Annotated in this window: 14 protein-coding genes; 12 read left to right on the forward strand and 2 right to left on the reverse strand. The window is 69.6% G+C overall.

Going from position 1 to position 11,868, the window contains the following annotated elements; genetic code table 11:
* Positions 1 to 52 precede the first annotated feature (52 nt).
* The 4 genes from PL79_RS19315 to PL79_RS19330 all read left to right on the forward strand — a co-directional run bounded on the left by PL79_RS19315 (position 53) and on the right by PL79_RS19330 (position 2,403).
* On the forward strand, positions 53 to 367 hold the full coding sequence (locus tag PL79_RS19315) for a Dabb family protein (RefSeq protein WP_044843658.1): 315 nt from the start codon (positions 53 to 55) through the stop codon (positions 365 to 367).
* Positions 364 to 843 (forward strand): PaaI family thioesterase, encoded by a 480-nt coding sequence (locus PL79_RS19320; protein WP_044843657.1) that lies wholly within the window; start codon positions 364 to 366, stop codon positions 841 to 843. The genes PL79_RS19315 and PL79_RS19320 overlap by 4 nt, the downstream gene beginning before the upstream one ends.
* A 125-nt stretch (positions 844 to 968) precedes the next feature.
* Positions 969 to 1,928, forward strand: coding sequence for an alpha/beta hydrolase (locus PL79_RS19325; protein WP_044843656.1), 960 nt, complete (start codon positions 969 to 971; stop codon positions 1,926 to 1,928).
* A gap of 34 nt (positions 1,929 to 1,962) precedes the next feature.
* Positions 1,963 to 2,403, forward strand: a complete 441-nt coding sequence (locus tag PL79_RS19330; RefSeq protein WP_044843655.1) for a GNAT family N-acetyltransferase — start codon at positions 1,963 to 1,965, stop codon at positions 2,401 to 2,403.
* Between the two features lie 19 nt (positions 2,404 to 2,422).
* On the opposite strand, the gene PL79_RS19335 is transcribed toward PL79_RS19330, so the two are convergent.
* Positions 2,423 to 3,268, reverse strand: a complete 846-nt coding sequence (locus tag PL79_RS19335) for an NRDE family protein (RefSeq protein WP_044843654.1) — start codon at positions 3,266 to 3,268, stop codon at positions 2,423 to 2,425.
* A 76-nt stretch (positions 3,269 to 3,344) separates the two neighbouring features.
* Complete coding sequence (gene ygfZ, locus PL79_RS19340; protein ID WP_044843653.1) at positions 3,345 to 4,379, reverse strand: CAF17-like 4Fe-4S cluster assembly/insertion protein YgfZ; 1,035 nt, start codon at positions 4,377 to 4,379, stop codon at positions 3,345 to 3,347.
* 77 nt (positions 4,380 to 4,456) lie between these two features.
* Here ygfZ and mltG point away from each other — a divergent pair, with 77 nt between their 5' ends.
* The 8 genes from mltG to PL79_RS19380 all read left to right on the forward strand — a co-directional run bounded on the left by mltG (position 4,457) and on the right by PL79_RS19380 (position 11,710).
* Positions 4,457 to 5,476: an endolytic transglycosylase MltG gene (mltG, locus tag PL79_RS19345; protein WP_044843652.1), complete on the forward strand. Its 1,020-nt coding sequence runs from the start codon at positions 4,457 to 4,459 to the stop codon at positions 5,474 to 5,476.
* Positions 5,476 to 6,096: a dTMP kinase gene (gene tmk, locus PL79_RS19350; protein ID WP_044843651.1), complete on the forward strand. Its 621-nt coding sequence runs from the start codon at positions 5,476 to 5,478 to the stop codon at positions 6,094 to 6,096. Before mltG ends, tmk begins: the two co-directional genes overlap by 1 nt.
* Positions 6,097 to 6,115: 19 nt before the next feature.
* Entirely contained in the window at positions 6,116 to 7,144 is a 1,029-nt protein-coding gene (locus tag PL79_RS19355; protein WP_044843650.1) for a DNA polymerase III subunit delta', read from the forward strand.
* A gap of 79 nt (positions 7,145 to 7,223) precedes the next feature.
* Positions 7,224 to 8,003 (forward strand): TatD family hydrolase, encoded by a 780-nt coding sequence (locus PL79_RS19360; RefSeq protein WP_044843649.1) that lies wholly within the window; start codon positions 7,224 to 7,226, stop codon positions 8,001 to 8,003.
* A gap of 43 nt (positions 8,004 to 8,046) precedes the next feature.
* Entirely contained in the window at positions 8,047 to 8,757 is a 711-nt protein-coding gene (locus tag PL79_RS19365) for an ankyrin repeat domain-containing protein (RefSeq protein WP_044843648.1), read from the forward strand.
* Between the two features lie 119 nt (positions 8,758 to 8,876).
* Positions 8,877 to 9,233 (forward strand): Rap1a/Tai family immunity protein, encoded by a 357-nt coding sequence (locus PL79_RS19370; RefSeq protein WP_044843647.1) that lies wholly within the window; start codon positions 8,877 to 8,879, stop codon positions 9,231 to 9,233.
* Between the two features lie 94 nt (positions 9,234 to 9,327).
* Positions 9,328 to 10,500 (forward strand): mechanosensitive ion channel family protein, encoded by a 1,173-nt coding sequence (locus PL79_RS19375; protein ID WP_044843646.1) that lies wholly within the window; start codon positions 9,328 to 9,330, stop codon positions 10,498 to 10,500.
* A 31-nt stretch (positions 10,501 to 10,531) separates the two neighbouring features.
* Entirely contained in the window at positions 10,532 to 11,710 is a 1,179-nt protein-coding gene (locus tag PL79_RS19380; protein WP_044843645.1) for an AAA family ATPase, read from the forward strand.
* The last annotated feature ends 158 nt before the right edge of the window (positions 11,711 to 11,868 follow it).

Here is an 11,868-nt window from a genome sequence, read left to right on the forward strand (position 1 = left end):
CTGACAAGGTTCTGGGCGAACCGCCGAACCAACACGAACAGGAGCAACGGAAGTGATTAGACACATCGTCATGTGGAAGCTGAAGGAATCGGCCGAGGGCGGCACGCGCGCGCAGAACGCGCTGAGGCTGAAGGAAAAGCTCGAAGGCTGCCGCGACCTCGTGCCGGGCATCCTGCAACTCGACGTCGGCATCGCGACGCCGGGCCTCGAAGCGACGTCCGACGTCGTGCTCGTGTCCGATTTCACGGACCAGGCCGCGCTCGATGCGTATCAGGTGCACCCGGTTCACCAGGAAGTGAAGAAGTTCATCGTGGCGGTGGCCGAATCGCGCCAGTGCGTCGACTACCTGTCCGACAGCGCACGATGAGCGACGCGAAATCCCCGGCGGCCGGCCCGTCGATCGAAAGCCCGTTCGTCGACCTGCTCGGCGTGCGGCTCGTGTCCGCGAAGGACGGTGCGAGCGAGATCGTGCTGCCGCTCGACGAGCGGCACATGAACACGTGGAGCATCGCGCACGGCGGCGTGACGATGACGCTGTCGGACATCGCGCTCGCGATGGCCGCGCGCAGCCTGACCGACGACGGCGTCGGCGTCGTCACGGTCGAGATGAAGGTGAACTTCATGCAGCCCGGGCGCGGCGAGTTGCGCGCATACGGACGCGTGATGCATCGTTCGACGACGATGGCGTATTGCGAAGGCGAAGTGCGCGACAGCGACGGCAACTTCGTCGCGAAGGCGCTCGGCACGTTCAAGTACATGCGGCGGCTCGCGGTGGGCCGCGACATCAAGCGGCAACGCACCCGCACCGCGCCGGATGCGCAGCCCGGCCCGAGCGACGCGTAAGCGCCCTCGACGAACGGCCCTGCCTTTTCACCGGCAGGGCCGTTTTGCGTGGCGGCCCGGCACCGCTCGGCGTGGCATCATGTGACGCTTGTCCGCTCACGGCGCCGCCCGCGCCGTCCTCACCGATGCCGCTGAATCCGAAGATTGCCCAGGTGCTCGACATGGTCGAGCGCGCGAAACGTCCGTCCTATCACCACCAGACGGCGCAGCAGGCGCGCGCCGCGTACGAGAAGAGCGCGCCGATCCTCGACGTCGCGCCGGCGCCGATGCATTCGGTCGAGGCCTGCGTCGTGCCGACACGCGACGGCCGCTCGATCGGCGCGCGGCTGTACCTTCCGGTCGAGCCGAGCCTCGCCGAACCGCTGCCGGCGCTCGTCTATTACCACGGCGGCGGCTTCACGGTCGGCAGCGTCGATACGCACGACGCGCTGTGCCGGATGTTCGCGCGCGACGCGCAATGCGCGGTGTTGTCGGTCGACTACCGGCTTGCGCCCGAACACCGGTTCCCGACCGCGGTGAACGACGCCGACGATGCATTGCGCTGGCTGCATCGCGAGGCCGCCGCATTCGGCATCGATGCGACGCGGCTCGCGGTCGGCGGCGACAGCGCGGGCGGCACGCTCGCGACGGTCTGCGCGGTGCTCGCGCGCGACGCGGGTATCGGGCTTGCGCTGCAACTGCTGATCTATCCGGGCGTGACGGGTCACCAGGACACCGAATCCCACGGACGGCTCGCGAACGGCTACCTGCTGACGCAGGACACGATCCAGTGGTTCTTCACGCAATACTTGCGCGATCGGTCCGACCGCGACGACTGGCGCTTCGCGCCGCTCGACGGCACGCGCGACGCGCCGTCGTTCGCCGGTGTCGCGCCGGCCTGGATCGCGACGGCCGAATACGATCCGCTGAGCGACGAGGGCGCCGCGTACGCGGACAAGCTGCGCGCGGCCGGCAATACGGTTACGCTGGTCTGCTATCCGGGGATGATCCACGAGTTCTTCAAGATGGGCGGCTACGTGCCGGAGGTGCGGGCCGCGCATGCCGACGCGGTGGCGGCGCTCAGGGCCGCATTCGACGACGTTTGACGGCGGCGGCGCCCGGCGCCGCGCGGAGGAAGCGATGACCGACGGCTGGGTGGAAACGGGCGACTGGGCCGTGCTGGGCGGCGATGCCGCACGGATTCGCGATGCGGTGTTCGTGCGCGAGCAGCGGATTCCGCCGGAATGGGAACTGGACGACGAGGATCCGCTGTCGTTGCACGCGGTTGCCTACCGGGTCGATGCGGCGACCGGCGCACGCCGCGCGGTCGCGACGGGACGGCTGCTGCGCACCGGCACGATCGGCCGCGTCGCGGTGCTGGCCGACGCGCGCGGGCAGGGCGCCGGATCGGCCGTGCTGCATGCGCTGCTGGACGCGGCGCGGCATCGCGGCGAGCCGGTCGTGCGGCTTTACGCGCAGGATGCCGCGGTGTCGTTCTACGTGCGGCACGGCTTCGCGGCAATCGGCGAGCCGTTCGTCGAAATCGGCGTGCCGCACGTCGAGATGGCGCGCGCGCCGTAGCGCCGCCCGCGCCGCAGGCTCAGCGCGGCGGCGTCGCGTCGATGTCGAACGTGAACGCACGCTCGAAACTGCCCGGGCGAACGGTGCGGTGCGAGCCGTCGTCGTCGCAGCGTTCCTTGATGTCGACCGTCAGGCGCACGCCTTCCTTCATCGTCACGCGCAGCGCGGTCGTGCCGCGCGTGCCGTATTCGGGTGTCTCGATGAACGCGGCCGACAGCGCACGCTCACGCTCGATCGGAATGCCGGTGTGCGGCAGCGCGTCGTCGTCCGCGACATGCGGATCGCGCATCAGCTTGATCAGCTCGTCGAGCGACGGGGCCGGGTTGTCGGTCAGCAGCGTGCCGAGTTCCGCGCGCTTGCGCACGACTTTGGGCCAGGGCGTATCGAGCCGGGCATTCGACAGCGCATGCACGCCGGCGGCGATCGCGACCGGCGCGGCGACGCGGGTTTCGCCTTCGGCCGCGCGGTTGCAGAACCACGCGAGCTCGCGCCGCTTCCAGTCGCCGACCAGCAAGTTGAAGCCGTTGTACACGGCCGCGTGCTCGGCCAGCTCGCCGAGATAGTCGAGCGGCGCGACGGACGGGCCGCGGAGGAAATCGGACACGAGCTTGCCGCGGGTCGGCGCGCCCGCGCGAATGTCGAACGGCGCGCGGTAATTGGTCAGCGCCGCGAAGCGGCCGTCGCGCGATACGCCGAGCCACGTGCCGCCCGCTTCGAGATCGCGGCCGGCCAGCACGCCCGGCACATCCTCCCACCACGAAAGCGGCGCACTCGTACGGCGAAAGAATTCATCGCGGTTGGCGGTCAGGGTAAAGACGGGACCGGCGGCGGCATCGGGCTGCCAGTCGAAGGCAATCAGACACATCGGGCGAATCTCTCGCAGGAAACATCGGGCGCCGGCTGCATCGTGCGAGCCGGCGTGCGACCGGGTTGTCAGTGCGTCACGCTTCCGTCGGCCACGGGTACGGCAGCGCGTCGAACGCGAGTGCCGGACCGTCGGCCGAACCGAGGTGCACGGTGCCGCTGTCGAGCGCGGCCAGCTTGATCTCGACCAGCGCGTCGACGCCGCCCGCGGGCGCGGCCGCCGCGTTGACGATCATCCCGCACGGCTGGCCCGGGTCGTCGCTGTGGAACAGCTCGACGCCGGCATGCACGGTGTCGGTCTCGCCGGCGACGTGCGCGAGCGCGGTACGGCGCTTGATCGTGCCGCGGTACTGGCTGCGCGCGACGATTTCCTGGCCCGGGTAGCACCCCTTCCTGAAGTTAACGGCGCCGATCACGTCGAAGTTGACCATTTGCGGCACGAACTGTTCGACGGCCGGCTGCGTGATGCGCGGCTCGCCCGCGCGCACGTCGAGCCAGTCCCAAACGGCCGGCGACACGACCGGCAGCGTGCCGGCGAGCGCGGCGAGACGCGCGTCGACTTCCGCGCGCGGCCCGATCCACAGGTAGCGCTTGCGGCCGGCCGCGTCCGGGACGCGGATCAGCGCCCCGGCCGGGCCGTCGACCTTTACGTGCACGCCGTCCGGCAGCGCGTCGAAGATGCCCGACAGCGCTTCGCGCACGTCGCCCGCGAAGCCGACCACCGCGAGCGTGTCGCTCGCGTCCGTCAGTTTCGCCTTCGCGCGCAGCACGAACATCGACAGCCGTTTCTGCACGGCGGCCTGGACGTCCTTCGAGACGAGCAGGCGCACGCCGTGACCGGCGCGCCAGGCGAGGAACGACGCGAGCAGGCGGCCCTTCGGCGAGCAATAGCCGGACAGGCGCGCGCTCGCGGCATCGAGATGCTCGATGTCGTTGGTGAGCTGGGTGTGCAGGAACGTCGCGGCGTCGTCGCCGGCCACGTCGATCACGCCGAACTGCGCAAGCGGCATGCAGGCGCCCGGCGCGTCGAAATCGGCGGCGGACGGGCGGGGGAAAACGGGGAGCGAGACGGGTGCGGGCTGGGCAGCCGGTGAAGCGAATGGTGTGCTCATGGAATGAGGGAACAGTCAACCCTGACTTTGACGGAGGCGAGCAAGTATTATATGGGTCTTACCTGAGTCTCGTTTCCATGTCCCTACTGAAGAAATGCGCCGCGACGGTCGTGGCGCTGGCCGTCGTTGTGGCCGCTGCCGGCGCGGGCGGCGGGTATTACTGGGCGACCCGGCCGCTGCTGCTGGGCGCCGCAACGCTCGACGTCACGATCAAGCCGCGCAGCAGCGTGAAGAGCGTCGCGCTGCAGCTCAAGCACGGCGGCGTGCCGGTCGAGCCGTTCGGCTTCGTCGCGATGACGCGCCTGCTCGGGCTGTCGAGCCGGCTGAAGTCCGGCAACTACGAATTCAAGACCGGCATCACGCCGTACGACGTGCTGCAGAAGATCGCGCGCGGCGACGTGAACGAGTACGTCGCGACGGTGATCGAGGGCTGGACCTTCAAGCGGATGCGCGCGGAACTCGACGGCAATCCCGATCTCGCGCACGCGACGGCCGGCATGAGCGACGCCGAGCTGCTGCGCGCGATCGGCGCCCCCGACAACGCGATCCAGCGCGGCAGCGGCGAAGGGCTGTTCTTCCCCGACACCTACCTGTTCGACAAGGGCACGAGCGACCTGAACATCTACCGGCGTGCGTACCACCTGATGCAGACGCGCCTCGACGAAGCATGGGCCGCGCGCGCGCCGGGGCTGCCGTACAAGACGCCTTACGAAGCGCTGACGATCGCGTCGATCGTCGAAAAGGAAACGGGCCATGCGGCCGATCGCGCGTTCGTCGCGGCGGTGTTCGCGAACCGGCTGCGCATCGGGATGCCGCTGCAGACCGATCCATCGGTGATCTACGGCCTCGGCGACGCGTACGACGGCCGCCTGCGCAAGCGCGACCTGCAGGCCGACACTCCTTACAATACCTATACGCGCCGCGGCCTGCCGCCGACACCGATCGCGCTGCCGGGCGTCGCCTCGCTGCAGGCGGCGATCAATCCGGCGCCGACGAGCGCGCTCTATTTCGTCGCGAAGGGCGATGGCACGAGCGTGTTCTCGGACACGCTCGGCGATCACAACAAGGCCGTGGACAAGTACATACGAGGTCAATAATGCCGAGCGGTAAATTCATCACCTTCGAAGGCATCGACGGGGCGGGGAAGACCACCCACCTGCAATGGTTCTGCGAACGCCTCCAGGCGAGGCTGGCCGCGAGCGGCCGGCAGGTCGTCGTCACCCGCGAGCCGGGCGGCACGCAGCTCGGCGAGAAGCTGCGCGAGATCCTGCTGAACCAGCCGATGGATCTCGAGACGGAGGCGCTGCTGATGTTCGCCGCGCGTCGCGAGCATCTCGCGCTCGTGATCGAGCCGGCGCTCGCGCGCGGCGACTGGGTCGTGTCCGACCGCTTCACCGACGCGACCTTCGCCTACCAGGGCGGCGGCCGCGGGCTGCCGCGCGACAAGCTCGAGACGCTCGAGCGCTGGGTGCAGGGCGGTTTCCAGCCCGACCTGACGGTGCTGTTCGACGTCGCGCCGCAGGTGGCGAGCGAGCGCCGCGGCGCTGCGCGCATGCCCGACAAGTTCGAAAGCGAATCGGACGCGTTTTTCTCGCGTACCCGCGGCGAATACCTGCGGCGCGCGGAAGAGGCGCCGCACCGCTTCGCGATCGTCGACGCGACGCAGACGATTCCCGAGATCCGCCAGCAGCTCGAACGCGTGCTGGCCGCGCTGTAACCCGCAAGGAACGCACCACATGATCTATCCGTGGCAGACCGACGACTGGAACCGCCTGCAGCAACTGCGCGCGCAGTGGCCGCATGCGCTGCTGCTGCACGGCCAGGCCGGGATCGGCAAGCTGCAGTTCGCGCAGCATCTCGCGCAGGGCTTCCTGTGCGAGGCGCCGCAGCCGAACGGCGAGCCGTGCGGCACCTGCGCGGCCTGCACGTGGTTCGCGCAGGGCAACCATCCGGACTACCGGATCGTGCTGCCCGAGGCGCTCGCGGGCGAAGCGCCGGGCGCCGCTGACGACGCGAAGCCGGCCGACGCGGACGACGGCGGCAAGAAGACGCGCGCGCCGAGCAAGGAAATCAAGATCGAGCAGGTGCGTGCGCTGCTCGACTTCTGCGGGGTCGGTTCGCACCGCGGCGGCGCGCGCGTCGTCGTGCTGTATCCGGCCGAGGCGCTGAACGTCGCCGCGTCGAACGCGCTGCTGAAGACGCTGGAGGAGCCGCCGTCAGGCGTCGTGTTCCTGCTGGTGTCGGCGCGCATCGACCGGCTGCTGCCGACCATCATCAGCCGCTGCCGGCAGTGGCCGATGACCGTGCCGGCGCCCGACGCGGCCGCGGCGTGGCTGGCGGCGCAGGGCGTCGACGATGCGCGCGCGCTGCTCGCCGAAGCCGGCGGCGCGCCGCTCGCCGCGCTGGCGCTCGCGAGCGACGAGAACCGCCCGCTGCGCGATTTCACGCTCGGCCAGCTCGCCGCCGGCGCCGCGTGCGATCCGTTCGCGTGCGGCGAGACGCTGCAGAAGCTGCCGGTGCCGCTGGTGCTCGGCTGGCTGCAGCGCTGGCTGTACGATCTGCTCGCGCAGCGGATGGCGGGCGCGCCGCGCTACTTCCCGATGCAGGCGGCCGCGCTCGCGCGTTGCGCGGAAGCCGTCGACGCGAATGCGTTCGCACGCTTCATGAAGGCCGTGACGCGCCAGCGGACGGTCGAGAACCATCCGCTCAACGCCCGGCTCGTCTTCGAGGAACTGTTTCTCGGTTATCGGGAAATGTTCGCGTGAGCGCGTATTGTTTCCTTGAAGAGGGGAAACGGCTGCCGGCGAGCGCATGAGCGCCCGCCTTACGTATTCAGGAAACACGATGTTCGTCGATTCTCACTGCCACATCAATTTCAAGGGTCTCGCCGACCGCCTGCCGGCCGTGCTGGAGAACATGCGCGAGCACGACGTCACGCATGCGCTGTGCGTGTCGGTCGACTTCGAGACGCTGCCCGACGTGCTCGCGATCGCGCAGGCGCACGACAACGTGTACGCGTCGGTCGGCGTGCATCCGGATCACGAGGACGCACGGGAGCCGACGCTCGCGGAGCTGGTCGAGCTGGCCGCGCACCCGAAAGTCGTCGCGATCGGCGAGACGGGCCTCGACTACTACCGCCTCGAAGGCCGCTCGATCGCCGACATGGAATGGCAGCGCGAACGCTTTCGCACGCATATCCGCGCGGCGACCGCGACGATGAAGCCGCTGATCATCCATACGCGCTCGTCGTCGGAAGACACGCTGCGGATCATGGCCGAGGAACGCGCGGACGTGCCGGGCGGCGTGATGCACTGCTTCACCGAGCCTTGGCCCGTCGCCGAGCAGGCGCTCGCGCAGAACTTCCATATCTCGCTGTCGGGGATCGTCACGTTCAAGAACGCGACCGACGTGCAGGACGTCGCGCGGCGGGTGCCGCTCGAGCGGCTGCTGATCGAGACCGACTCGCCGTACCTCGCGCCGGTGCCGTACCGCGGCAAGCCGAATGAACCTGCGTACGTCAGCCATGTCGGACGCTTTATCGCATCCGAGCGCGGCATCCCCGTCGAGGCGCTGGCCGATGCGACGACCCAGAACTTTTTCCGGCTGTTCAAGATCGCCCGCTAACGACGCGCGCCCAGCCGACAACCCAGGGAAGGAGCCCACAACAATGACGAAGCCGACCACATACCTGCCCAAGCGCGCCCTCGTCGCCGCCGCGCTCGTCGCGAGCGGCCTGTTTGCCGCCGCCGGCGCGCATGCCGAGTCGCTCGACGCGGTCGTCAAGGCGGTCAAGTTCGACGACATCGCCGACATCGGCAAGCAGCTCAAGAGCGGCAAGCTCGATCCGAACACGATCGCACCGAACGGCGACCCGCTGCTCGTGATCGCCGCGCGCGAGAAGTCCGACAAGGTCGCCGCGGCGCTCGCCACGACGCCGAACGTCGACCTCGAGAAGGAAGACAAGGCCGGCGAGAACGCGCTGATGCTCGCGTCGCTGAACGGCGACGTCGGGCTCGTCAAGCTGCTGATCGACAAGGGCGCGGAAGTCAGCAAGAAGGGCTGGGCGCCGCTGCACTACGCGGCCACCAACGGCCAGGACGAGGTCGTCAAGGTCCTGCTCGACCATGACGCGTATATCGACACCGCGTCGCCGAACGGCACGACGCCGCTGATGATGGCCGCGCGCGGCAACCACGCGTCGACGGTCAACCTGCTGCTCGACCAGGGCGCCGATCCGCAGGTGAAGAACCAGCTCGGCATCACCGCGCTCGAGTTCGCGCAGCACTACAAGGCGCCGGATGCGATCGACATCCTGAGCAAGCGGACGGTGCGCGTCGGTGCATCGGCGCCGGCAGATGCGCAAAAGAGTGCAAAATGACGGTTTCGGCGCGGTGGCGCAGCGCCCGGCCGGCCGCAACCCGGCCGGCAGCGGGCGTCCGGCCGCCGCGCCGGTCAGCGCAGCAAGCGGCCCGAGGCCGCATTGACATAAGGAACACCATGTTGCGGGCTATGTTTTGTGCCGCGGCGTTTGCCGTGCCGTTGTCGGCGGCGGCTTTCACGGGCGCGGATCTCGACCGGCTGTGCGCGAAGACGGACGTCAAGTCGCGGGCGTCGTGCGCGGCCTACATCGAAGGCGCTGCCGATGGCGTCTACAACACGATCGACGCGATCGGCGGCACCACCGGGCCGCGCGTCGGGCAGTATTTCTGCCTGCCGCCCGACATCCGGGCGCAGCAGATGACCGACGCGGTGCGCAAGTACATCGCGGAGAACCCGAAGCTGGCCGACTACAACGCGAGCACCGCGGTGTCGCTCGGTCTCGGCAAGGCATTCCCCTGCAAGGGCGGCAGCTGATCTGACACCGGGTCCGGGCGCGCGCTGCCCGGACGTCGCCGACGCATCCAGGACGAGGCCGCCGCGCCTCATAACCGAAGCATCCCGGGCGCCGATGAATTCAATCGAGGAATTGCAGCGCATCGCCGATGCGCCGTTGCATTCGTGGTCCGGCACGCTGATCGTGTCGGTCATGGTCGTGCTGGTCGTCGTGATCGTGCACCGTCTCGGCGCACGCATCGTCAAGCGCATCGCGCAGCCGTATCCGCTGATGAGCGTGATCCTGCGCTACATCGACAAACCTTCGCTCGTCACGCTCGCGCTGCTTGCGCTCGAATTCCTGTGGATCCAGACGGACGAAGGCATGTCGTTCGTGGGCGGGATGCGCGCCGCGGCCGCGGTCGGCTCCATCGTATCGCTGACCTGGCTGCTGGTGCGGCTCGCGGCCGGCGTCGGCGACGCGATCATCCAGGCCCATCCGATGGATGCGGCCGACAACCTCCACGCGCGGCGCGTCCACACGCAGGCCAAGGTGCTCGTGCGGACCGTCATGGTGCTGATCGTGGTCATCGGCACGGGCGCCGCGCTGATGACGTTCCCGAACGTGCGCCAGGTCGGCGCGAGCCTGCTGGCGTCGGCCGGCGTCGCCGGCCTCGTCGCCGGTATCGCCGCGCGGCCGGTGCTCGGCAACCTGATCGCCGGGCTGCAGATCGCGCTCACGCAGCCGATCCGGCTCGACGACGTCGTCGTGATCCAGGGCGAGTGGGGCCGCATCGAGGAAATCACCGGCTCGTTCGTGTCGGTGCGGCTGTGGGACCAGCGCAGGCTGGTCGTCCCGTTGCAGTGGATCATCGAAAACCCGTTCACGAACTGGACGCGCCACAGCTCGGAGATCATCGGCACGGTCTACCTGTCGGTCGACTACCGCACGCCGCTCGCGCCGCTGCGCGAGGAGCTCGCGCGGCTCGTCCATGCGGCGCCCGAGTGGGACGGCCGCGTGCAGGTGCTGCAGGTGACCGATGCCACCGAGCGCACGATGCAGTTGCGCGCGCTCGTCAGTGCGGCCGACTCGTCGGCGTGCTGGGATCTGCGTTGCCGCGTGCGCGAGGGCTTGATCGCGTACCTGCAGGCGCGTTTCCCGCAATGCCTGCCGCGCAGCCGGATGGAGCTGTATCCGCACGATTCGGCGCCGGGCGAGCCGAGCCCCGAACGGCCGCACGCGCGGCCGCCCGCCGCCAGCACGGCGGCCAACACCGCGGCCGATCCGAAGGCCACCGAAGGCCGCTGAACGCACGCCGGTACCTGCTGCCATCACCTCCATGACCGCGCTGAAGACGCTTGCCATCGCCAACTACCGCTCGCTGCGCGAGCTGATCGTGCCGCTCGCGGCGCTCACCGTCGTCACCGGGCCGAACGGCAGCGGCAAGTCGAGCGTGTACCGTGCGCTGCGGCTGCTTGCCGACACCGCGCAGGGCCGCGTGATTCCGTCGCTCGCGCGCGAAGGCGGGCTGCCGTCGACGCTGTGGGCCGGCCCCGAGCGCTTTTCGCGCGCGATGCTGAGCGGCGACACGCCGGTGACCGGCACGGTGCGCAACGGACCGGTGAGCCTCAAGCTCGGTTTCGCCGGCGACGATTTCGGTTACGCGATCGATCTCGGCCTGCCGGTGAAGAACGATGCGTCGATGTTTCGTCTCGATCCGGTCGTGAAGCGCGAATGCATCTGGGGCGGCGCGCTGCTGCGGCCGTCGACGCTGCTGGTCGACCGCCAGGGCGCGCAGATTCGCGCGCGCGGCGGGTCGGGCGACTGGCACACGGTGCCGCAGCCGGTCGCGAGCTTCGACAGCATGATGACCGAGTTCGCCGATCCGGTCGGCGCGCCGGAGATGATCGCGGTGCGCGAGCGGATCCGGTCGTGGCGCTTCTACGATCATTTCCGGACCGATGCGCAGGCGCCGGCCCGGCAGTCGCAGATCGGCACCCACACGCCGGTGCTGGCGGACGACGGCGCCGACCTGGCCGCCGCGCTGCAGACGATCCGCGAAATCGGGGATGCCGCCGCGCTCGACGCGGCGATCGACGACGCGTTCCCCGGCGCATCGATCGACATCGACAATCCGGGCGGGCGCGGCCGCTTCGACGTGCTGATGCGCCAGCCGGGGTTGCTGCGGCCGCTGTCGGCGGCCGAACTGTCGGACGGCACGCTGCGCTACCTGCTGCTCGCGGCCGCGCTGCTGACGCCGCGGCCGCCCGCGCTGATGGTGCTGAACGAACCGGAGACGAGCCTGCACCCCGATCTGCTGCCGGCGCTCGGCCGCCTGATCGCGCAGGCCGCGCAGCGTTCGCAGGTGCTGGTCGTGTCGCACGCGGCGCGGCTCATCGCGACGCTCGAACGCGAGGCCGGCTGCGAGTCGCTGGTGCTCGACAAGCAGCTTGGCGCGACCGTCCTCGTCGATGCGGACACGCGCGACCTGCCGCCGTGGAAGTGGCCGTCGCGCTGACGGGCAAAGCGGTGTGCGCGCGGCCGCGTCGGCGGCATGCCGCCGGCAGCCCGCCGTCGGGCCTGCGGCGCGAATGTATCCTGTCTGTAACAACACCCATAAAATGAAAGCCCGGTGCTTCCGGGCATCGGGATCGCGAATAATAATGAGATATCCGG

Origin of the sequence: Burkholderia sp. USMB20 (assembly GCF_000949135.2) — a bacterium.
Classification (GTDB): Bacteria; Pseudomonadota; Gammaproteobacteria; order Burkholderiales; family Burkholderiaceae; genus Burkholderia.